We start from the raw sequence: 21874 nt of genomic DNA on the forward strand, positions 1-21874 counted from the left end.
ATCCGGGCATCAACCCTTAGAGGGTGAAGCGCTGGGTCATATGGTGCAAGGTGTTGGCCAGCTTGCTCAGCTCGACGCAAGCCTGGGCGATCTGATGAGCGCCCTGGGCATTCTCGTCAGCGGCATTGTGAATGTTGACGATGCTGCGGTTGAGCTCTTCGGTCACCGCGTTCTGCTCTTCGGTGGCGGTGGCGATCAGGGTGTTCATGTCGGTGATGCGCACCACGGCACCGTTGATGGTGTCGATACTGGTACCGGCATCCCGTGCCAGACCGACGCTCTCCTGCATCTGATGACGGCTCAGCTGCATGGCATTGCCCGCCTCGGCGGCGCGGCTCTGCAGCAGCTCGATCATCTTGCTGATCTCGGCAGTGGAGTCCTGGGTACGCTGGGCCAGGGATCGCACTTCATCGGCAACGACTGCAAAGCCACGGCCCTGCTCACCGGCACGGGCTGCTTCGATGGCGGCGTTAAGGGCCAGCAGGTTGGTCTGACCGGCGATATCGCGGATCACATCCAGCACCACGCTGATGTTGGCGCTGTCGGCCTCCAGCTGCTGCACCACGGTGCCCGCCTGTTCAATCTTGACCGACACCTCTTCGATGCTGGCGATGGAGCTGCGTACCACTTCGCTGCCGGCAGCGGAGGTGCGGGAGGCATCCTTGGCGGCGCTCATGGCATCCGTGGTGTTACGGGCCACTTCGTTAACGGTGGACTGCATCTCGTTCATGGCGGTCGCCACCTGGGAGACTTCGTTCTGCTGGATGGCCATGCCGCTGGCAGACTGGCTGGAGATGGCGCTCACCTCCTCCACTGCGCTGCTGAGCTGGCTCACGGAACCGGCGATCTCGCTCACCAGATCGGAGAGGGAGCCCTGCATCCGGTTGATGGCGGAACCCAGCTGACCCAGTTCGTCGCGGTTGAAGCGGCTGTCGCGGATCCACTGCTGCAGTTCGCCCTGACCCAGCTCGCCATTGGCAATACGCTGGGCCTGACGGGCCAGCATGATCAGCGGATCGCGGATCTGGCGGGTCAGTACCATGGAGAGCACCACCACCAGTACCAGACCGAGCACCAGCGCGATGGTGACGCTCAGCTTGGCGGAATCATAGGAGGCAACCACGACCTTGCGCGACTCGGTCGCATAACCGTGGTTGATGCGGATCAGCTCCGCCACCGACTTGTGCAGATTGTTGTAGAGGGGGATCCCCTGATCCATGAAGACGGTCTGGGCCTCGCTCATCAGGCCGCTATCTTGCAACTGCTTAACCTGCTGGTGCAGGGCCAGGTAGCTTGCCCAGTCACCCTTGACGATATCGAAGGTGCGACGCTCTTCCACGTCCTGCGCCCAGATGGTCTTGTCGTGGTCAATCATCTGCTGTTTGAGGCGTTCCACCAGTTGGGCGGCCATGGTGCGGTACTCGGCACGCTTCTGGGGATCAGAGGCCACCAGGAACAGGGCCAGCTCATAACGACGCAGCTCACTGATGCTGTCACCGATGTCATTGGTGCGGTTGACTGCGGGCAGGATGCTGTCGGTAAAACCGATAGCCGCCCGGTTCATGTTGCTGAACTCCAGCAACGAGAAGCCGCCGATAAAGGCGACCATCAAACCGAGCACGGCAAAGCCGGCGGTGAGTTTTTTGCCTATGGTCATGGAACTGGTATTCATGGCGTATCCTGGTGGTCGTTAAATTCGTTGCACTCGTCCGGTTCACGCCCTCCTGGCATGAACTATCTGGCCACTTGTTCAGTGGCGCACCATCCAACCTTGATGAATATCTCTGAATTCCATGAGCGGCAGCGAGAGCCGTGAGGGGGCGCTAGAGTAACCGGATTGTGGCGGTTCGGAAAGAGTCTGCCTGGTTACTTTTTGTAAGGTGAAAGCGAGGAATTTTTCGTGCCCGATTAAATATACCGTTCAGATGAATAAATCGAAAAAATGCATAACGTTTACATAGTGCAAGCCGTGCGGGCCCAGCCGTTGCAGGCCGCCGCTCTCATCCACGGCCAATGAAAAACGCCAGCAGTGGCTGCTGGCGTCTCGTTTATTCAGCGTGGCGGTTACAAAACAACCGCCTTTTTATCCGCGCAGGCCACCGAGAAACTCGGCGCGGGTATCGGGTTGGGTCTTGAACACCCCACCGAGGGAGGTGGTGGTGGTGTAAGAAGTCGAATCCATCACCCCGCGCGCCTTGACGCAGTAGTGGGTCGCCCGGATATTGATGGCCACGTCTTTGGTGCCGAGCAGGGTCTGCAGCGCCAGCAGGATCTGCTGGGTCAGCCGCTCCTGCACTTGGGGACGGCGGGCAAAGAACTGCACGATGCGGTTGATCTTCGACAGGCCAATCACCTTGCCACGAGGGATATAGGCCACATGGGCCAGCCCGTCGATGGTGACGAAGTGGTGTTCACAGGTGCTGGTGAGGCTGATGTCCCGCACCATGATCATCTCGTCCACCTGCATCTTGTTCTCGATCACCGTCACCTTGGGGAAGGTGGAGTAATCGAGGCCGGAGAAGATCTCGTTGACGTACATCTTGGCGATGCGGTGCGGCGTCTCGGCCAGACTGTCATCGGTCAGATCGAGCCCCAGCGTCTCCATGATGGAGCGCATATGGCCTTCGATCTTCTCCCGCTTCTGCTGGCTGTTCAGCTCGTTGGCGACCAGGGGGGTTTCCAGTCCCTGGGCTTCGAGGGCAGCCCTGACCAGCAAGGCTTCCGGACTTAAGGTTGTCATTATCTTCTCTCCCACGCTCAGGGACTGTGAGGGCCGCTCAAGGAGCAACCCCTTATGTTATGGCGGCGTACAGGGCCGACGGTATCGCTGTAATGGTCGCCACTCGGGATGTAACGGCCATCTGTTATGGCGGCATAGTAAACGGCCATTGCCGCCAAGATTCAAGTCAACTTGTGCGTCACCTCATACTTTATGGCCATCTCCCCCCGTTTTAGCGCCGATTACCCCGAGAATCCTTGAGATAACCTGCCCATACCCGGGGAATTTTGTGATAATCCCGCCTTCAATCATAGAAAGAGGTCATGACGATGGGATTTGATACCAGCGGACTACTCCCCTTAAGCGATGCCCTGCAAGGGATGCTGGAACAACTCGCCTGCTGCTGCGACTGCGAGCAGCTGCCCCTGCCAGAGGCCCTTGGCCGGGTACTTGCCAGCGATATCGCCTCCCCCCTCGCCGTGCCCCCCTTCGACAACTCCGCCATGGACGGTTACGCCGTGCGCCTTGCCGATCTCGCCAGCGGCACCCCGCTCATCATGGCGGGCAAAGCCTTTGCCGGTCAGCCCTATCAGGGCGAGTGGCCCGCCGGTCACTGCGTGCGGATCATGACCGGCGCCCCAGTGCCCGCAGGCACAGATGCGGTGGTGATGCAGGAAGAAACGCAGGCCGATGGCGATCGGATCACTTTTCTGGCGCAACCCGAACCGGGCCAGAATATCCGCCGCGCTGGCAGCGACATCGGCAATGGCGCCTGCGTGCTGCAAGCAGGCACCCGCCTTACCCCGCGCGAAATGCCGCTGCTGGCCTCCCTTGGTGTGGCCACCGTCGCGGTGCGCCGCCCACTGAAGGTGGCCATCTTCAGCACTGGTGACGAGCTCAAACCGGTCGGCACCCCGCTTGCCCACGGCGATATCTATGACTCCAACCGCTACGGCGTGCGGGCCATGCTGACACGCATGGGCTGCGACTGCCTCGACCTTGGCATTATTCCCGACGATCCGGCCCAACTGCGCGCCGCCTTTATCCGCGCCGATAAAGAAGCCGACGTGCTGATCACCACCGGCGGCGTCTCGGTGGGGGAAGCGGACTTCACCAAACTGCTGCTGGACGAGCTCGGCGAGATTGGCTTCTGGAAGCTCGCCATCAAGCCGGGCAAGCCGTTTGCCTTTGGTCGCCTGCCCCGCGCCTGGTTCTTCGGCCTGCCGGGCAACCCGGTCTCCGCCATGGTTACCTTCGATCAGCTGGTGCAACCGGCGCTGGCCAAGCTGGCGGGTCAACACTTCGAACGCCCACTCCAGCTGCAAGCCATTGCGGCCGAGCCACTCAAAAAGAGCCCGGGCCGACTCGACTTCCAGCGCGGTATCCTGAGTCAGGGACCAAACGGCCTCGAGGTACGCAGCACCGGCTCACAGGACTCCGCCGTGTTCAGCTCCCTGTCGCGGGCCAACTGCTACATCGTTCTTGAACGGGAACGGGGCCGCGTCGCCGCGGGCGAGACGGTGACCGTCGAGCCATTCGGGGGATTGCTGCTGTGAGCGAGATCCTCTGCGACGCCGAACTGCTGCGCTACAACCGCCAGATCATCCTCAAATCCTTCGACTTCGAGGGGCAGGAGGCGCTCAAGCAGGCCAAAGTGCTGGTGATCGGCGCCGGTGGCCTCGGCTGCGCCGCCAGCCAGTATCTGGCGGTGGCCGGGGTTGGCCAGCTCACTCTGGTCGATTTCGACAAGGTGGAGCTCTCCAACCTGCAGCGCCAGGTACTGCACAACGATGATCGCATTGGCCACCACAAGGTGGACTCAGCAGCGCAGTCACTGCGCGCGCTCAATCCCTGGCTCAACATCGAGACCCACGCAGCCATGGCCGATGAGGCGCTGCTCGATGCCCTGTTGCCCCAACATCAGCTGGTGCTCGATTGCACCGACAATCTGGCCATTCGCAACCTACTCAATCAAAAGGCACGCCAGCACCGGGTACCGCTGGTCAGCGGCGCCGCCATCCGGCTGGAGGGCCAGCTCTGCAGCTTCACTTGGCAGGAAGATGAGCCCTGCTACGCCTGCCTTAGCGCCCTGTTTGGCGAGCAGGCCCTCACCTGTGTCGAGGCGGGGGTACTCGCCCCCGTGGTGGGTCTGGTGGGCAGCCTGCAGGCACTGGAAGCCATCAAGCTCTTGGCAGGCATGGGCAAAAGCTACAGTGGCCGCCTGCTGATGATCGACGGCCTAAGCGGCACCTTCCGCGAGATGAAGCTGCCCAAGCGCCCCGACTGCCCAGTCTGCTCCCATCCTTAAACCCACGCGATACCCACAAAAAAGCCGAACCCTGTGGTTCGGCTTTTTGCATCAAGCTTGCGTAGATTAACCGGCGCAGTAGACCCGAGCCTCACGTGGGGTGTAGATTCCAAACGTAATCGCACCAAGCAGTCCATTGACGAAGGTGTGCTGGGCTTCAACCCGTACAACTTTGTCAGCACCATTGCACACGGTAGCAGCATCGATGTCTTTGCTCTGACCCAGACCAGAGATGAAGAAGTGATGAGTTACCTCTTTGGTCGGTGCAACCGCAGTACCCGGATGAACCGTGAAACCTTGCTGGGCACAACCAGCCATCATCAGCGCTACCGCTGCAGTCAATATCATTTTTTTCATTTTACTGTCCCTGACAACATTATTATTTCCCGTTCTAACCGGATGAAAAGAGGCGAGTTTTTTACAGTCAATGCGGTGTAAACATCCCCCTCTTACACCACCCAAGTTAATGAGATTAATCAGCTACTGCAACATGGCAATTGTTTCAAAATGCGACGAGTCCAGATCATGGCAAAGCTCAGTTTTAATGGGTGGTCAATATCCGGTGAAGCAAATGATTAAATCCGGAAGGATCTTCCGCTGGCCAAGCGTGGTGACCGTTGGGGGTGTGGATGGTGGCGTTGGGCAGGGCGGCAAACTGCTCTACCCGTTTGGCGAGCGGCAGGTAGTCATGACTGGTGGAAATGATGGCCACCGGCTGCCAGATGGAGCCAAGCCGGGCGCGTACCGACCAGCCGGGCAACGCCTCCAGCAGCGCCTTGTAGGTTTTCTTTTTATTGCGCACGAAACGCAGCCGGAAGGTGTGGCGCACCTGTGCCAGATCCGGCCCCGGGAAGAGATCGCGCCCCAACCACCAGGCGAGGGGGCGCATGCCAAACCAGCGCAGCCACTTGAGGCGCTGGGCATAACGCTCCTGCTCTTTGGGGCTCTCCAGCAGAAACTCGCTAAAGCCGTTGACCAGCACCAGCCCCTGTACCTTATGGGGCAGTTGCAGCGCCAGCTCCAGCGCCACCATGGCCCCCAGCGACAACCCTACGACCCAGGCGGGCTCTGACTGTGCATCGAGCCAACTCACCACATCGGCTGCCAGGGTCGCCACATCGAACGGCCCCTCCTGCATGCTCTGGCCGTGGCCACGCAAGTCCAGCGCCACCACCCGGTAGTGCTCGGAAAACCGTTCGATCTGCGCCTGCCAGTCGAGGCTGGAGGAGCCCAGCCCGTGCAGCAGCAACAGCAAGGGGCCCTCCCCCGCGCTGCGCAGGGCAAGACCATTGAATTTCATCACCTGATTGCGGCGCATCAGTGTATTGCCTCTCGACTCATCACCTGAACCATCTCTTGTTGTTATGTTGCCCGTGGCCATCCTGCCACGTTATCAGCACGGCGCCCAATCAGCCTTCGCTGACCAGACTCACCGCCTTGATATAAGCGTAGATCTGCTGCTCCGGCGCCAGCGCCAGCCGCCTGGCGGAGCGGCTGGTGATCCGGGCCAGCAGTATCTGCTCACCCAGCGCCAACTGCAACAGGGTCTGGCCGGGGCGCACCTCGCGCACCGCCAGCAGACGGGTGACGAGACAGTTGGAGAGACTGGAGTGCTCGATGGGGGCGGTGGCAATCACCACATCGCGCCCGGCCACCTTGATCTGCAAGGGGCCACTCTCGTCCGGCACATGGTTCATGGTGACCCGCAACTGCTGCTCGCCGAGTTGCAGGGTCGCCATCTGTTCGTCGTCATCGTAGTGGGCCAAGGTCGCATCCAGCATCACCCCGGCATCGTCACGGCTGGCGAGCGAGAGATCGGTTCGGGCGAAGATCTCGCTCGGCCTGCCTTGCGCCTCGACCCTGCCACTTTCCAGCAGCACCAGCTGATCGCAGAGCAGGCTCACCTCCTCCATGGCGTGACTGACGAAGATCATCGGGATGCCGCTCTCCTGCTGCAATCCCTTGAGCACATGGGCCTGATGGATGCGGCTGCGCCGATCGAGCGCAGAGAAAGGCTCATCGAGCAGCAGCAGGTCGGGCTCGGCCAGCAGCGCCCGTCCCAGCGCCACCCGCTGGCGTTGACCACCAGAGAGGGCATGAGCAGGCTGACCCAGCAGATCGGCAAAACCAAGTGTCGCCGCCAGCGCTTCGGGCTGCCAGCGCCCTCGCCCCTTGCGGGCCGCCAGTTGCAGGTTGCCGAGCACCGTCAGATGGGGGAAGAGGCGCGAGTCCTGAAACACCAGTCCGATCCGGCGCGCTTCGGGCAGCAGAGCTGCGCACTCCCGATCGCGCCACAGCAAGCGATCCCCGTTTTGGCGATCGAGCCCGGCGATGATGCGCAGCAGGGTGCTCTTGCCGCAGCCGGAGGGGCCGAACAGGCCGAGGATCCCACCCAGTTCGAGGGTCAGTACGCAATCGAGGGTAAAGGGGCCAAACTCGCGCCGGGCATGGAGGTTCAGGGCATGGCGGTGCGGCACGTTCACAGGCGGCATAGTAGCAGGCTGGTTCATCCAAACACTCTCCGCTGTCTGCGCTGCAGCACGCCGTAGACCAGCACCAGCATCACCAGCGAGAAGGCCATCAGGCCGCCCGCCAGAATATGGGCGTTCTGGTAATCCATCGCCTCCACATGATCAAACAGGGCAATCGAGAGCACCTGGGTCTCGCCCGGGATATTGCCGCCAATCATCAGCACCACGCCGAACTCTCCCAGGGTATGGGCAAAGCCGAGGGCCGCCGCCATCACGAAGCTGGGCAGGGTCATCGGCAAGATGATCTGGAAGAAGCGCTCCAGCGGGCCGAGCCCCAGGGTCGCAGCGGCCTCCAGCTCCTTGTTGCCCATGTTGACGAAGGCGGAGGTGAGCGGCTGCACCACGAACGGCAGCGAATAGAGGATGGAGGCGAACAGCAGGCCGAGAAAGCTGAAGGCAAGCGGGGCACCAAAGGTGTCGCGCCACCAGGCGCCGAAGCCATATTCGGGGGAGAAGGCGAGCAGCAGATAAAACCCCAGCACGGTGGGGGGCAGTACCAGCGGCAGCGCCACCAGCGCCTCCACCAGCGGCCGCAGCCGGTTCTGACTGCGCGACAGCCACCAGGCCAGCGGCGGTGCCAGCAACAGCAAAATCGCAGTGGTGCAGGCCGCGAGCTTCAGGGTGAGCCAGACCGCTAGCAGATCCCCTTCACTCATTGCCGACCTCCCGGTTGATAAATGCCCCCAACGGCATGGTATCCATCCTCATTGCAAAGAGTGGCCGACCCGAGGGCCGACCACTCATGGTATCGCATCTGGCCCATCCCCTTATCGGGGCAAGGCATAGCCCGCAGCCTTGATCTGTGCCTGACCCGGCCCCTTGAGCCAGGCGACCAGCGCTTCTACCGCGGCGCCTTTCTTCAATACCAGCCCCTGTTGCTCGATGGGGGGATAGAAGCTCGCTGGCACCGCCCAGGCTTCGCCGGTCTTGCCCGCTTCCACCAGATTGGCCCAGGCGACGAAGCCCAGCTCGGCATTACCGGTGTCGACAAATTGCCAGGTCTGGCCAATGTTGGCACCGGTCAGCAGTCGGTACTGCTTGGGATCGATCTTGAGATGCGTCAGGGTCGCCATGGCAGCGGCGCCGTAGGGGGCGGTGCGGGCATTGGCAATAGCGAGGTTGCCTTTCCAGCTGCGCAGCGTCGCCTCGTCAGGGGCCGGGCCCCCCTTCTTCCACAGCCCAAGCTGGCCGATGGCGTAGGTGAAGCGATCGCTCCCCTTGCCCTCTTTTTCCAGCTTCTCGGGGGTCGCCACATCGGCCGAGAGGAAGAGATCGAACGGCGCACCGTGACTGATCTGGGTGTAGAGCACTCCGGTGGCGGCAGACGAGATGGCCAGGGTATGACCGGTCTTGGCGGTGAACTCCTTGCCGATACGCTCGATAGTGCCCTTGAAGTTGGCGGCCACGGCCACCTTCACTTCATCGGCCTGCACGGCACCGGTATGCAAGGTGGCGGCGCAAATGCCGGCGATGACAACAGATAACAGCGGTTTCATTCCCTTTCTCCTGATGGGGCCCGCACATCCGCGCCCCGAAACGGGGCCGTGGTTCCCGTTGAACCTGCGCCCCTCGTGATGAACAGATCAGGCTTGCCAGCGGGCGGCGGCGGCGTTGTCGCTCTCCTTGGCCTCGACCCAGCGTTGCTCACCCTCGGCGGTCAGCTCTTTTTTCCAGAACGGCGCCCGGGTTTTCAAGAAATCCATAATGAAGTGACAGGCATCAAAGGCCGCGTCGCGGTGGGCGCTGCTCACCGCCACCAGCACGATCTGATCGCCAAGCCACAGCTCGCCGATGCGGTGGATCAGGGTGCACTCCTGCAGCGGCCAGCGACGACGGGCCTCCTGCACGATATCGGCCAGCGCCTTCTCGGTCATGCCGGGGTAGTGTTCGAGGGCCAACCCCTTCACCTCCTCCCCCTGATTGAAGTCGCGCACCTTGCCAACGAAAGTGACGATGGCGCCACTGTCAGCGCGGGTGGCGAGGCGGGCATATTCGTCCGCCAGCGAGAAATCGGCCCGCTGCACCACAATGTGATCGGTCATGGTTGCCTCGCTCATCCTTAACCTCCGGTCACTGGCGGGAAAAAAGCAACCTCATCGCCATCGTGGATGGGGGTATCGAGGGGCACCAGCGTCTGATTGATCGCCACCAGCAATTTGCCCGCCTCAAGCGCCAGCGCCCACTTGTCGCCGCGCTCACAGAGCGCCGCGCGCAGTGCTTCGGCTGTAGCGTAGTCGCATGGCAGGCTCAGCTCATCGCAGGCCACCAGCTCTCTTACTTGCGCAAAAAACAGTACCTTGATCATGCTTGCTCCCCGCTATTTGACCCCAGCTGAAAATGGCCGGACTTGCCGCCCTTTTTCTCTACCAGCCGCACCTGTTCGATCACCATGTCCTTTTGCACCGCCTTGCACATGTCGTAGATGGTCAGCGCCGCTACCGACGCGGCGGTCAGCGCCTCCATCTCCACCCCGGTCTTGCCGGAGAGCTTGCAGAGGGTGCGAATATGCACCTTGTACTGCTCGGCCATCGGCACTATCTCCACCTCGACTTTGGTCAAGGCCAGCGGATGGCAGAGGGGGATAAGATCGGAGGTCTTCTTGGCCGCCATGATGCCGGCGATGCGGGCGGTGGCGAACACGTCACCCTTGTGGTGCTGGCCGCTCAGGATCAGCGCCAGCGTCGCGGGGGCCATGGTGACAAACGCCTCGGCACGGGCTTCGCGCTCGGTCACCTGCTTGTCGGTCACATCCACCATATGGGCTTCGCCGCTCTGATTCAGATGCGTCAGGTTGGGCTGGGTCTGCTTGGGATCGGTCTGGTTCATCGTTGGCTCTCAGAGGTGGGAGACAAAGTTGCACGGCTTGGTGCGGGCATCGAGCTGATCGCGGATCAGTTGCTCCCAACCCAGCTGGCAGGCGCCGGTGGAGCCGGGCAGGCAGCAGATCAGGGTGCGATTGGCGAGTCCCGCCAGCGCACGGCTCTGCATGGCCGAGCCTTTAATCTCGGCAAAAGAGAGCTGACGGAACATCTCGCCAAAGCCCTGTACGGTACGCTCGAACAGCACACCGACCGCTTCCGGTACCCGGTTCTGTTCGTTGAAGCCGGTGCCGCCATTGATCAGCACCACCTGCACCCCTTCATCGGCGATCCACTCGCTCACCCGCGCCCGGATACGAAACAGGTTGTCCGGGCAGAGCGCCCGATCGGCCAGATTATGGCCCGCGTCGGTGAGGGCCGAGACCAGATAGTCACCCGAGCTGTCATCGGCGGCGGTGCGGCTGTCGGAGACCGTCAGCACGGCGATCTTGAGGGGAATAAATGCGTTGTTTTTCTGTCCCATCGGGCAGCTCCTTGTGGCTATGGGCCGTCAACGAGGCAGGAAGAGAAGGGGTATGAGAGGCCAGCTGTCAGGGCGCAAAAACTGACGCAGACAGGGGTGACCAACTTGCTCAAGCGTGTGACGGCGGGCTGATTCTATCAAAGGTTTCACGAGATATGGGATTTAAAAGACACACAAATCTGATGCTTGTCCCAGATATGAACAAAACGCAGGCCGGGGAAACCCGGCCTGTCGTTGCAGGATCAGAACCCTTTCACCCCGGTCATGTCGGGCAGCTGGTGAGCAATCCCCTTGTGACAGTCGATGCAGGTGCCCTGCCCCTCCTTGCCGAGGTTGGCCGAGTGCATCTTGGCTGCACGCTGCCCCTGCAGGGAGAAGTCCATGTACTCGAAGTTGTGGCAGTTACGGCACTCGCGTGAATCGGTCTCTTTCATCCGCTGCCACTCCCGCTCCGCCATCTCGCGCCGGTGCGACTCGAACTTCTCGCGGGTGTCCACCTTGCCGGTGATCATGCCCCACAGCTCCTTGGAAGCCTGCACCTTGCGGATGATCTTGTAGGTCCACTCGTGCGGAACGTGGCAATCCGGGCAGCTGGCCCGCACGCCGGAGCGGTTGGCATAGTGGATGGTGTCGCGGTACTCCTCGAACACGTTGTCCTTCATCTCGTGACAGCTGGTGCAGAAGGCTTCGGTGTTGGACGCTTCCATGGCGGTGTTGAAGCCGCCCCAGAAAATCACGCCGCCGAAGAAGCCCATCAGCAGCAGCACCCAGAGGGCCGCCTTCGATGGAGACTTGAAGGTGGTCCACAGACGCTGGATAAAGCCGGGTAATTTCATCGATAGGCTCCTCAGTTCAGCGCTTCAACCGGTTTAAAGGTATTTTCCACCAGCGGCTTGGCATCCGCTTGCGGCACATGGCACTGCAGGCAGAAGTAGCGACGCGGCGACACTTCACCCAGGGTCATGCCGTCACGGGTCTCGAAGTGAGTCGGGCTGATCTTGGGGGCCTTCATGGCACTGGCATTCTTGAAGCTGTGGCAGGCCAGGCACTTGTTGACCTTGGTATCCACCTCGTAGTTGCGAATGTCGTGGGGGATCAGCGGCGGCTGATGCATGTACTGACGATCATAGGGCGCGCCATCCTTGCGGAAATTTTTCAGCGGCGCAGCGGTGTCTTCGGTCACCAGATCGGTGGCACCACGCTCGGACTTGAGGCCACCGGTACTGTTGGTGATCTCGGGTGCCGCTGCCATCAAGGATCCCGCCATCAGGCAGGCCAGCATTGCTCCAATCAGCTTTTTCATTATTTGTTCTCCGACGTTTTTTCTGCCTTTACGGCAAAACCTACAGTGATTTCAAAAACTTGTTCCGCGCAGACATCAATGCAGCGGCCACAGTTGGTACACTCCTGAGCCGCAATCAAGGGCCCGTGACCGCGCTTGGCACCGTGAACAGGCCCGCGCAGGATTGGACGCTCCGGGCAGACCGCATAACAATCCATGCAGTTGTTGCACCGCTCGCGCCCCTTGGCAGAAATCTTGATAAACCCGACCCGGTTGACCAGGGCATAGAAGGCCCCCAACGGGCAGAGATGACCGCACCAGCCCCGCTCAACCACGAAGAGATCGAACAGGAACAGCGCCACCAGCAGGGCCCATCCCGCCCCCATGCCAAACAGCAGACCGCGCAGGGCGAGCGACACCGGATTGACCAGCTCCCACGCCATCACCCCGACCACCGCTGGCACCACCAGCACCATGGCCAGCAGCCAGTAGCGGGTCGCACGGCTGAACTGGCCATTGCCCTTGAGGCCAAGTCGCCCCCTGAGCCAAGCCGCCGCATCCGTGATGAGGTTGACCGGACAGACCCAGGAGCAGAACACCCGCCCCCCGACCAGCCAGTAACCGACCAGCACCACTGCCGCCCCCAGCCAGAGGGTGGTGATGGGCCAGTGGCCCGCCGCCAGCGACTGCAACAGCGTGAGGGGATCGGTCAGCGGCACCGTCTCCAGCAACAGCGAGCTGGAGAGGTTGCCCTTGAGGATCCAGATGCCCGCCAGCGGCCCCAGCAGAAACAGCGCGAGTACGCTGAATTGGCTGAGGCGACGCAGCAGCAGGAAGCGGTGGGAACGCCACCACCCCAGCTTGATACGAGCCTCCTCTCCCGGATAACGACTCATAACCCCTCCGGTTTGCGGGTCGGCAGGGTGAGCCTATCGCCAATGAGCGACTTGCCCGCCTTCGCTTTCTCTTCCCAGCCAAGCCGATAGTGATGACCCAGCTCACCTTTGGCGAGCTGGCGTGGCACCACCTTGATGGCCGCTTCCTCCAACACGCAGGCATGCTCGCACTTGCCGCAACCGGTACAGACATCGCTGTGTACCGTGGGCAGGAACATGGCATGCTTGCCGGTGCGCTGGTTGTGCTGCAACTCCAGGGTGATCGCCTTGTCAATCAGCGGGCAGACCCGATAACAGACATCGCAGCGCAGACCCAGATAGTTGAGGCAGGTCTCGTGATCGATGAGCACTGCCACTCCCATCCGGGCCTGATCGATGTCAGTCATCTGCTGATCCAGCGCCCCGCTCGGGCAGGCCACCACGCAAGGGATGTCATCACACATCTCGCACGGCACGGCACGCGCCTTGAAATAAGGGGTGCCGGTGGTCACAGGGTCAAACAGCCGGGCGAGCTGGAGGGTGTCGTAAGGGCATGCCTCGACGCAGAGCCCGCAGCGCACGCAGGCGCGGAGGAACTCTGCTTCATCGAGAGCGGCGGGCGGACGCAGCGCCTGGGCAGGCACCGCGTGTGCCTGCTGGCGGGCCACGCCACCGAGCCCTAAGCCAAGCAGGCCTACACCGCAAGCCCCTTTTGCCAGAGAGGCCATGTCGGCCAGAAACTGGCGACGACTACGACTCATCTCGTGCTCCCCCGCCTTATGCCTTCATCACCTTGACGGCGCACTTCTTGTAATCGGTCTCTTTCGAGAGCGGATCGGTGGCGTCCAGGGTCAGCTTGTTGACCAACTGGCTGGCATCGAAGAACGGCATAAAGACCAGACCTTTGGGCGGTTTATTGCGACCTCGGGTCTCGACACGGGTCTTCACCTCGCCACGGCGGGAAGAGACGATCACCTCTTCACCACGACGCACGCCGCGGGCCTTGGCATCGTCCGGGTGCATAAACAGCACCGCATCCGGGAAGGCGCGATAGAGCTCGGGCACCCGACGGGTCATGGTGCCGGTGTGCCAGTGTTCCAGCACCCGACCGGTGGAGAGCCAGAGGTCATACTCTTGGTCCGGCGATTCGGCGGCGGGCTCGAACGGCAGCGCGAAGATGACCGCCTTGCCATCGGGCTTGCCATAAAAACGCACCCCCTCGCCCGCTTTCACGTAAGGGTCGAACCCTTCGCGATAGCGCCACAGGGTCTCTTTGCCATCCACTACCGGCCAGCGCAGACCGCGCGCTTCGTGGTACTGATCGAACGGCGCCAGATCGTGACCGTGACCGCGACCGAAGGTGGCGTACTCCTCGAACAGCCCCTTCTGAACGTAGAAACCGAAGTGCTCGGCTTCGTCGTTCAGCAGCCCCTTGCTCTGCTCTTTCGGGAACTGGTTGACCTGACCGTTGGCATAGAGCACGTCGAACAGGGTTTTGCCCTTCACTTCCGGCATCTTGGCAATCAGCTCAGCCGGCCACACTTCCTCGACCTTGAAGCGCTTGGAGAACTCCATCAGCTGCCACAGGTCGGACTTGGCCCCTTCCGGCGCTTTCACCTGCTGGTGCCAGAACTGGGTGCGGCGCTCGGCGTTGCCGTAGGCCCCCTCTTTCTCCACCCACATGGCGGTGGGCAGAATGAGGTCAGCGGCCTGGGCAGTGACGGTCGGGTACGGGTCTGAAACCACGATGAAGTTGCGCGGGTCGCGATAGCCAGGCAGGCGATCGGTATTCATGTTGGGGCCAGCCTGCATGTTGTTGTTACACATCACCCAGTAGGCGTTGAGCTTGCCATCTTTGAGCATGCGGTCTTGCAGCACGGCGTGGAAACCCACCTTGTCGGGAATGGTCCCCTCCGGCAGTTTCCAGATCTTCTCGGCGATAGCGCGGTGCTTGGGCTCGGTCACCACCATGTCGGCCGGCAGACGGTGGGCAAAGGTACCCACTTCCCGCGCGGTGCCACAGGCAGAGGGCTGACCGGTCAGTGAGAAAGGACCATTACCCGGCTCGGAGATCTTGCCGGTCAGCAGATGGATGTTGTAGCAGAGGTTGTTGGCCCAGACACCGCGAGTATGCTGGTTGAAGCCCATGGTCCAGTAAGAGACCACCTTCTTGCTCGGATCGGCATAGAGCTTGGCCAGCTTTTCCAGCTTCTCTTTGGAGACGCCGGATAGCTTGGAGACCGACTCCACATCGTAATCCGCCACGAACTTGGCAAACTCCTCGAAGGTCATCGGAGTGGCATCGCCGCTGTCCGGGTTCTTCGCTTTCTGCTGCAGCGGATCGGTCGGGCGCAGGCCGTAACCGATGTCGGTTACCCCCTTCTTGAACACGGTGTGCTTGTTGACGAAGTCCCAGTTCACCTTGTCGTTCTGGATGATGTAGTTGGCGACATAGTTGAGGATCGCCAAATCGGTCTGCGGGGTGAACACCATGCCGTTGTCCGCCAGCTCGAAGCTGCGGTGCTCGAAGGTAGAGAGCACGTGCACCTGCACATCCGGGTTGGAGAGACGGCGATCGGACATCCGCGACCAGAGGATGGGGTGCATCTCGGCCATGTTGGAGCCCCACAGCACGAAGGCATCAGCCTGCTCGATATCGTCGTAGCAGCCCATCGGCTCATCCATGCCGAAGGTACGCATGAAGCCGACAACCGCAGAGGCCATACAGTGACGGGCATTGGGGTCGATGTTGTTGGTGCGGAAACCGGCCTTCATCAGCTTGGCGGCGGCATAGCCTTCCCAGACGGTCCACTGGCCGGAGCCGAACATGCCGACGGCGGTCGGCCCCTTCTCTTTCAGGGTCGCCTTGAACTTCTCGGCCATGATGTCGAATGCCTGATCCCAGCTGATGGGGGCGAAGTCGCCATCCTTGTCGAACTGGCCGTTCTTCATCCGCAGCATCGGCTGGGTCAGGCGATCCTGGCCATACATGATTTTGGAGAGGAAGTAGCCCTTGATGCAGTTGAGGCCACGGTTGACCGGTGCATCGGGGTCACCCTGAGTCGCCACGACCCGACCATCCTGAGAGCCCACCAGCACGGAACAGCCGGTACCGCAGAAGCGGCAGGGAGCCTTATCCCAATGGATGGCAGTCTTGTCGGTACTGGTGATGAGATTGGCTGCCAGCGTGGGGGCACTGACACCGGCCACGGCAGCGGCAGCTGCCACCGCGTTGGCCTTCATAAAGTCGCGTCGACTCAGCTTCATGGCATATCCTCGCATTGCTTATCGCGTAATAGTTGTCGAATCTGTCGAACGGGAGCCAGCCATCAGCGGCAGAGGGCACGCCCGGCATCCCATCACTCTTTTTCAGTGACCGCCCAGTTCATCGAACTGGTGGTAAATCAGGGCGGCAGAGAGCACGCCCGGCATCGCCTGTATCGCATCAATCGCCGCCATGATCGGCCGCTGACTCGGACCTTCCAGGGTCACGACCAGCTTGCCCTCGTCACTGACGGCGTGGATCTCGGCCCCTTCAAGGGCACCAATCTGCTCGGCGAGCTGATGGCGCAAGGGGGGCTGGGTCAGCACCACCAGACTCGATACATGGAACTCCTGAACCATAGTGGCTTCTGTGTCACACGGTTTCTGACTCATTCTGACTCCTGCTTGAGGGTGGGCTGGCTCGCACCACCGGATGGGGCGGCTCGCCCGTCGACCTTGATGCTGCCAACCGGACAATCCTGCACGCAGGCGCCGCAGCCGTTACAGCGATCCGGCTCCACCGTCGGGGTGGGCACGCGCCCCAGCACCGGAATAAAACGAATGGCATTGGGCTCGCAGCTGTCCTGACAGCGCTGGCAGAACACCTGACCATTGGCCAGACAGTTGGCCTCGATATGAGCCTTGTAGTGCCAGGGGGACTCGCTGGTCGGGCGAAACAGCGGCGCCTTGCAGACCGTGACGCACTCGGTGCAGAAGATGCATTCGCCACGCTGGAAATCGACCACCGGAAAACCGCCCTCGCCATTCACCAGGATCTGCTCCGGACAGGCGGCCAGACAGTCGCCGCAGCGGGTGCAGTCGGCGACAAATGCCGACCAGTTGACTGACCAGGGCAACTGCACCGGCGGTTCGGCGGTTCTCAGCCGCCCCCGGAACAGGCCGCGGCGGGCAAGATCGATCTCATCCGGCATGTTGACTCCTGTTCTGGTGAAGAAGGGGACAGTGCGAGTCCATGATTGGCATTCTTGATACCAATTATAAGAGTGGGTGTATATTGCGGCCCTGACAAGGTAAGGGATATACCACCAGGGAGATAAACAGGGGGGATTCTTGCGCCAGATCAAAGCCTTGCAGCGCAATAAAAATGGAGGTATCGGTTAAAATACCTCCATGTGAGGATTGCTATTTAATCGTTGGCGATTTTTTGCGGTTATCCGCCGATCGAGGCGAGATGAGGGGTGATGCCGGCATTGCCCTCATGGAGACGATGGGTGGCACTCTTGCCCGCCAGTGCCGCGCGAATGCGCTGTTGCAGCTCATCAGATTGTGCATCTGCGCCGAGCAGATCCCGCAGCTCGATGCCGTTGTCGCCAAACAGGCACAGATGCAGCTTCCCCAGCGAGGAGACCCGCAGCCGGTTGCAACCGGCACAGAAATCCTTGCTGTAGGGCATGATGAGACCCACGCCACCCAGCGAATCGGGGTGCATAAAGACCTGCGCCGGGCCGTCATCCTTGCCCCGCAACTGCTGCACCCAGCCGCTCTCCAGCAAGCGCTGCTTGATCTGCTCGCCACTGACATGGTGGTCACGAAACAGGTTATCCATCTCGCCGGTCTGCATCAGCTCGATAAAGCGCAGCTCGATGGGCTTGTGCCTGATCCAGCCCAGAAAGGCATCGAGCTGGTAGTCGTTGAGCCCCTTGAGCAGCACCGCATTGATCTTCACCGATTTGAAACCGGCGGCCAGTGCCGCTTCGATCCCCTCCATCACCTCGGCCAGCTTGTTCTCACCGGTGATCTGATGAAACTGACGCGGGTCGAGACTGTCGACACTGACATTCAGCGCATTGAGTCCGGCATCAAACCACTCCCGGGCCCGCTCCTTGAGGCGATAGCCGTTGGTGGTCATGGCGACCTTCTCGATACCCGGGGTGGTGGCAATCACCTTGACGATCTCGGTGAAATCGCGGCGCAGGGAGGGCTCGCCCCCCGTGATGCGCACCTTGCGGGTGCCCATGGCGGCAAAACCGCTGACCACGCGGCGGATCTCGTCAATCGAGAGAAAGGGTTGACGCCCCGCTTTGTGACCTTCGGGGGGGCGATAACCGTCTGGCAGGCAATAGGTGCAACGGAAATTGCACACATCGGTCACTGACAGACGCAAATAGTAAAAACGACGGGAAAAACCATCTTCAAGTGGCAACATAAACACCTTTCCAAATACGGGAGGCCAGGGCATTTCTTTCCTGACCCTTACAGCTCGACGATTGTGTTCAACTGTCGGCTGACGGCTGGTTTCCCCCTATCGCTAGGACGTAGGCAAAACCGCTCGGAGTTCATCTAGTTTTTCGATGCTAACACAAGTTGGAGTACACTCCCACGCATCTTGCGGGGTCCTTATCACTATCCAGAGGTGCGCATCAGTATGGGAAAACGGCTCAGGGTCCATTCGGTCAGCAGTGCGATTGGCCGCGCCATGGTGTTGATCCTCTTCATGGCCAGCCTGATCGCGCTGGTCGCCATGGTCACCCTCTTCTACTCGGTACCCGATGCCAAGGCGATCAACCTCTCCGGTTCGCTGCGGATGCAGGCCTACCGGATGGCCTACGAAATCGAGCGAGGCGACAGCGTGCTGGGACGCCTCTCCCAGTTTGAAGAGACCCTGCACGCCGAAGAGCTGCAGGAGACCCAGCGCTGGATCACGCCCGCCTCCCTGCGTCGCACCTATGGCGAGGTGCTCGGCCAGTGGCAGGTGATGCGCCAACACATCGAGGATCGCACTCCCAGACGGTACACCGATAACACCGAGCAGTTTGTGGCAGCCATCGACAATTTCGTCAATCAGATGCAGTACCACGTGGAATTCAAGGTGCGGATGCTGGCCCTGGCGGAGGGGCTCGGGCTGCTGGCCATCATCACCATCGCCTGGTTCACGGTGCGCTTCACTCGCCAGCAGGTGGTCGCCCCCCTCAACCAGCTGGTCTACTGCGCCCGCCAGATCCAGCGGCAAGACTTCGACCTCCAGTTGCCCGCCCATGGCGAAAATGAACTGGGGGAGCTGTCGCGCGCCTTCGTCACCATGGCGGACGAGTTGGGCAAGCTCTATCGGGAGCTGGAGAATAAGGTGGAGGAGAAAACCGCCAAACTGCAGCAGGCCAACGACACCCTCTCGTTTCTCTACTCGACCGCCCAGAAGCTGCACGCCGCCCCACTCAGCACCCGCACGCTGATCAAGCTGCTGGATCGGGCGGCCGCCCATCAGCATATCGACCACATCCGGCTGACCCGCTTCGAGCACAATGCCATGCCGGTCTACATCTCTGGGCGCACCGGCTGGCCCGGCGATCTCGATGCAGTCGCCAGCTTCTATCTGCAGATGGATGAGCAGGAGTTCGGCCGACTCGACATCATCAGCCAGCACCCCATCGACGAGCGGTTGATCAAGAACTTCACCATGCTGCTGGCCCAGGTGCTGCACAAAGACCAGACCCTGCTGCAACAGCAGCGGCTGCTGCTGATGGAGGAGCGGGCGGTGATCGCCCGGGAACTGCACGACTCGCTGGCGCAGGCCCTCTCCTACCTCAAGATCCAGTCCACCCTGCTCAAGCGCTCCTACGCCAAGGGGCAACAGGAGAAAGCGCAGGAGGCGATGCAGCAGATCGACGAAGGGCTCAGCAATGCCTATACCCAGCTGCGCGAACTGCTCGGCACCTTCCGCCTCACCATAGGGGATGCCAATCTGGGGGAAGCAATCCGGGTGATGCTCGATCAGCTGCAACCCCAGACCAAGGCCGAAATCCGGTTCCATTACGGACTGGCCGACAACGACCTGGAGGCGGGCCAGCATATCCACATTCTGCAACTGATCCGTGAGGCAGTGCTCAATGCCATCAAACATGCCAACGCGCAAGTGATTGATGTTAGCTGTGAGACCCTCGCCAGTGGTAACATCGAGGTTCAGATTTCAGATGACGGGGTCGGGATCGGACTCGCCAGCTCGGCGATCAACCATTACGGTTTGAGCATCATGAACGAGCGCGCCAGCAAACTGCATGGTCTGCTGACCATCAACGAGCAGCAACCACAAGGCACCCGCGTGCATCTGACCTTTCCCACCAGCCTAACGAGAGACGCCTGATGGACGAGATGAAATACACTGTTCTGGTCGTAGATGACCATCCCCTCATGCGCAAAGGGATTGTGCAGTTGCTGGCTCTGGAAGAGAACATGGAGGTGACCGGTGAAGCCTCCAACGGCACAGATGCCGTAGCACTGGCCAAAGAGGCCGAGCCGGATCTGATCCTGCTCGACCTCAATATGAAAGGGCTCTCCGGCCTCGATACCCTCAAGGCACTGCGGGCCGAGGAGATCACCTCCCGGGTGGTGATCCTCACCGTCTCCGATGCACGCCAGGATGTGGTGGCTCTGCTCAAGGCCGGTGCCGATGGCTACCTGCTCAAGGATACCGAGCCTGATCTGCTGCTGGCCCAGCTGGCAGATGTAATGACCGGCAAACAGATCCTGAGCGAACCGCTGCGCCCCTATCTCGAAAACATCTACGAGCTGGATCACCTGCAGCAGAAGCTGGAAAGCTTAACGCGTCGCGAAATGCAAATCCTGCGCGAAATTGCAAAAGGCCTCTCCAACAAACAGGTCGCCTCGGTACTCCATATCTCCGAGGGAACGGTCAAGGTTCACGTGAAGAGCCTGCTGAAGAAACTCGAGGCGCAAAGCCGCGTGGAAGCGGCTGTCATGTATCTGGAGCAGCGCAACTAAGCGCCCCCTTCTTGCCGAAAAGCCACCTTCCGGTGGCTTTTTTCATTCTCTGGCACAGTCGCTGCATTGTCCTATTCAGCAACTACTCAATGGAGGATGGAACATGAAACTACAACCTTTGGCACTGTTCCCCTTGCCTTCCCACATACTGCCGGGCGGCAAGCTTCCTCTGCGTCTGTTCGAGCCACGCCACCTGCAGATGCTCAAGGAGTCGTTCATCAACGATCAGGGCTTTGGCATCGTGATGGAAGAGTCCACCACCTCGGGACAATCCGGTCGCATTCTGCCGGTGGGTACCCGGGTCAAGGTGACCGACTTCTACACCCTTAATGATGGCCTGCTGGGTGTGACTGTGCTGGGACTGGAGCGCTTCTGCATCCACGAGATGGAAACAGATGAGATGGGCCTGCGCCGGGCCAAGGTGGAGATGCTGCCGAACTGGCCGAGCACTCACTCCGATTTCAACGACAAGCTGCTGGTCAATCGCCTGCGGGAAGTGTTCGAGCAGTATCCGGAGCTTGATGAGCTCTATCCGGACAAGCGCTTTGAAGATGCCGCCTGGCTCTGCCAGCGCTGGCTCGAGATATTGCCGATGCCGATTTATGAAAAGCAGATGCTGATTGCCAAACAGAACAGCGAAGCGGCCCGTAAATTCCTGCATCGCCTGATTTCACAATGACAGACACAGCGTTGCAAATTGCAATTATTCCAATAATGAAAACATGAAATTCGCATTTTGCAATTAACAAAAAGAACAACAAAGCATTACAAACGAGAGCCGATGCGCTAAACGGCCAGAATTGAACACGAAAGAGT

The 21874-nt window shown here is 60.8% G+C and carries 24 protein-coding genes and 1 riboswitch; of the genes, 5 read left to right on the forward strand and 19 right to left on the reverse strand.

The window, feature by feature from the left end; genetic code table 11:
* Positions 1 to 16: 16 nt before the first annotated feature.
* The gene (locus I6G90_RS08925) at positions 17 to 1672 is read right to left on the reverse strand and encodes a methyl-accepting chemotaxis protein (RefSeq protein ID WP_197930827.1); all 1656 of its coding nucleotides are present in this window, start codon (positions 1670 to 1672) and stop codon (positions 17 to 19) included.
* Between the two features lie 411 nt (positions 1673 to 2083).
* On the reverse strand, positions 2084 to 2740 hold the full coding sequence (gene folE, locus I6G90_RS08930) for a GTP cyclohydrolase I FolE (RefSeq protein WP_139708853.1): 657 nt from the start codon (positions 2738 to 2740) through the stop codon (positions 2084 to 2086).
* 308 nt (positions 2741 to 3048) lie between these two features.
* On the opposite strand from folE, the gene moeA reads away from it, so the two are divergent.
* Together moeA and moeB are read left to right on the forward strand one after the other, a co-directional pair.
* On the forward strand, positions 3049 to 4275 hold the full coding sequence (moeA, locus tag I6G90_RS08935) for a molybdopterin molybdotransferase MoeA (RefSeq protein ID WP_197931186.1): 1227 nt from the start codon (positions 3049 to 3051) through the stop codon (positions 4273 to 4275).
* On the forward strand, positions 4272 to 5027 hold the full coding sequence (gene moeB / locus I6G90_RS08940) for a molybdopterin-synthase adenylyltransferase MoeB (protein WP_197930829.1): 756 nt from the start codon (positions 4272 to 4274) through the stop codon (positions 5025 to 5027). The genes moeA and moeB overlap by 4 nt, the downstream gene beginning before the upstream one ends.
* A gap of 66 nt (positions 5028 to 5093) precedes the next feature.
* Here the strand turns inward: moeB and I6G90_RS08945 are convergent, their stop codons facing one another.
* The 17 genes from I6G90_RS08945 to moaA form a co-directional block, all read right to left on the reverse strand.
* The gene (locus I6G90_RS08945) at positions 5094 to 5384 is read right to left on the reverse strand and encodes a Bor family protein (protein ID WP_182937873.1); all 291 of its coding nucleotides are present in this window, start codon (positions 5382 to 5384) and stop codon (positions 5094 to 5096) included.
* A gap of 184 nt (positions 5385 to 5568) precedes the next feature.
* Positions 5569 to 6345: an alpha/beta fold hydrolase gene (locus I6G90_RS08950; RefSeq protein WP_197930831.1), complete on the reverse strand. Its 777-nt coding sequence runs from the start codon at positions 6343 to 6345 to the stop codon at positions 5569 to 5571.
* Positions 6346 to 6436: 91 nt separating this feature from the next.
* A complete protein-coding gene (gene modC, locus I6G90_RS08955) occupies positions 6437 to 7537 on the reverse strand; it encodes a molybdenum ABC transporter ATP-binding protein (protein ID WP_197930833.1) in 1101 nt (366 codons plus the stop codon).
* Positions 7534 to 8214 carry a molybdate ABC transporter permease subunit gene (gene modB / locus I6G90_RS08960; protein WP_163129546.1) on the reverse strand — a complete coding sequence of 227 codons (681 nt, stop codon included), beginning with the start codon at positions 8212 to 8214 and terminating at the stop codon, positions 7534 to 7536. The genes modC and modB overlap by 4 nt, the downstream gene beginning before the upstream one ends.
* Positions 8215 to 8325: 111 nt before the next feature.
* Complete coding sequence (gene modA, locus I6G90_RS08965) at positions 8326 to 9054, reverse strand: molybdate ABC transporter substrate-binding protein (protein ID WP_197930835.1); 729 nt, start codon at positions 9052 to 9054, stop codon at positions 8326 to 8328.
* Between the two features lie 87 nt (positions 9055 to 9141).
* Positions 9142 to 9615 carry a molybdopterin synthase catalytic subunit MoaE gene (gene moaE, locus I6G90_RS08970; RefSeq protein ID WP_182969398.1) on the reverse strand — a complete coding sequence of 158 codons (474 nt, stop codon included), beginning with the start codon at positions 9613 to 9615 and terminating at the stop codon, positions 9142 to 9144.
* Between the two features lie 2 nt (positions 9616 to 9617).
* Complete coding sequence (gene moaD, locus I6G90_RS08975) at positions 9618 to 9863, reverse strand: molybdopterin synthase sulfur carrier subunit (RefSeq protein WP_197930837.1); 246 nt, start codon at positions 9861 to 9863, stop codon at positions 9618 to 9620.
* Positions 9860 to 10384 carry a cyclic pyranopterin monophosphate synthase MoaC gene (gene moaC, locus I6G90_RS08980; RefSeq protein ID WP_197930839.1) on the reverse strand — a complete coding sequence of 175 codons (525 nt, stop codon included), beginning with the start codon at positions 10382 to 10384 and terminating at the stop codon, positions 9860 to 9862. The genes moaD and moaC overlap by 4 nt, the downstream gene beginning before the upstream one ends.
* A 9-nt stretch (positions 10385 to 10393) precedes the next feature.
* The gene (gene moaB, locus I6G90_RS08985; RefSeq protein ID WP_197930841.1) at positions 10394 to 10900 is read right to left on the reverse strand and encodes a molybdenum cofactor biosynthesis protein B; all 507 of its coding nucleotides are present in this window, start codon (positions 10898 to 10900) and stop codon (positions 10394 to 10396) included.
* A gap of 242 nt (positions 10901 to 11142) precedes the next feature.
* Entirely contained in the window at positions 11143 to 11736 is a 594-nt protein-coding gene (locus I6G90_RS08990; RefSeq protein ID WP_042058070.1) for a cytochrome c3 family protein, read from the reverse strand.
* Positions 11737 to 11747: 11 nt separating this feature from the next.
* Complete coding sequence (locus I6G90_RS08995) at positions 11748 to 12203, reverse strand: nitrate reductase cytochrome c-type subunit (protein ID WP_042058072.1); 456 nt, start codon at positions 12201 to 12203, stop codon at positions 11748 to 11750.
* Positions 12203 to 13078: a quinol dehydrogenase ferredoxin subunit NapH gene (gene napH / locus I6G90_RS09000; protein ID WP_197930843.1), complete on the reverse strand. Its 876-nt coding sequence runs from the start codon at positions 13076 to 13078 to the stop codon at positions 12203 to 12205. Before napH ends, I6G90_RS08995 begins: the two co-directional genes overlap by 1 nt.
* Positions 13075 to 13818, reverse strand: a complete 744-nt coding sequence (gene napG, locus I6G90_RS09005) for a ferredoxin-type protein NapG (RefSeq protein WP_197930854.1) — start codon at positions 13816 to 13818, stop codon at positions 13075 to 13077. The genes napH and napG overlap by 4 nt, the downstream gene beginning before the upstream one ends.
* A 16-nt stretch (positions 13819 to 13834) precedes the next feature.
* Positions 13835 to 16324: a nitrate reductase catalytic subunit NapA gene (napA, locus tag I6G90_RS09010; RefSeq protein WP_197930856.1), complete on the reverse strand. Its 2490-nt coding sequence runs from the start codon at positions 16322 to 16324 to the stop codon at positions 13835 to 13837.
* 102 nt (positions 16325 to 16426) lie between these two features.
* The gene (locus I6G90_RS09015; protein WP_139408355.1) at positions 16427 to 16681 is read right to left on the reverse strand and encodes a chaperone NapD; all 255 of its coding nucleotides are present in this window, start codon (positions 16679 to 16681) and stop codon (positions 16427 to 16429) included.
* Positions 16682 to 16710: 29 nt separating this feature from the next.
* Positions 16711 to 17253 (reverse strand): ferredoxin-type protein NapF, encoded by a 543-nt coding sequence (gene napF, locus I6G90_RS09020; protein ID WP_197930858.1) that lies wholly within the window; start codon positions 17251 to 17253, stop codon positions 16711 to 16713.
* A gap of 239 nt (positions 17254 to 17492) precedes the next feature.
* Positions 17493 to 18488: a GTP 3',8-cyclase MoaA gene (gene moaA, locus I6G90_RS09025; protein ID WP_197930860.1), complete on the reverse strand. Its 996-nt coding sequence runs from the start codon at positions 18486 to 18488 to the stop codon at positions 17493 to 17495.
* Positions 18476 to 18629, reverse strand: a riboswitch (molybdenum cofactor riboswitch). (Overlaps the previous gene by 13 nt.)
* Before the next feature lie 78 nt (positions 18630 to 18707).
* On the opposite strand from moaA, the gene narQ reads away from it, so the two are divergent.
* The 3 genes from narQ to I6G90_RS09040 all read left to right on the forward strand — a co-directional run bounded on the left by narQ (position 18708) and on the right by I6G90_RS09040 (position 21737).
* Entirely contained in the window at positions 18708 to 20420 is a 1713-nt protein-coding gene (narQ, locus tag I6G90_RS09030) for a nitrate/nitrite two-component system sensor histidine kinase NarQ (RefSeq protein WP_042655933.1), read from the forward strand.
* Complete coding sequence (narL, locus tag I6G90_RS09035; protein WP_058052140.1) at positions 20420 to 21058, forward strand: two-component system response regulator NarL; 639 nt, start codon at positions 20420 to 20422, stop codon at positions 21056 to 21058. The genes narQ and narL overlap by 1 nt, the downstream gene beginning before the upstream one ends.
* A 103-nt stretch (positions 21059 to 21161) precedes the next feature.
* Complete coding sequence (locus I6G90_RS09040) at positions 21162 to 21737, forward strand: LON peptidase substrate-binding domain-containing protein (protein WP_005334473.1); 576 nt, start codon at positions 21162 to 21164, stop codon at positions 21735 to 21737.
* Positions 21738 to 21874 lie beyond the last annotated feature (137 nt).

It is taken from the genome of Aeromonas allosaccharophila (assembly GCF_016026615.1).
In the GTDB taxonomy this organism is placed as follows: domain Bacteria; phylum Pseudomonadota; class Gammaproteobacteria; order Enterobacterales; family Aeromonadaceae; genus Aeromonas; species Aeromonas allosaccharophila.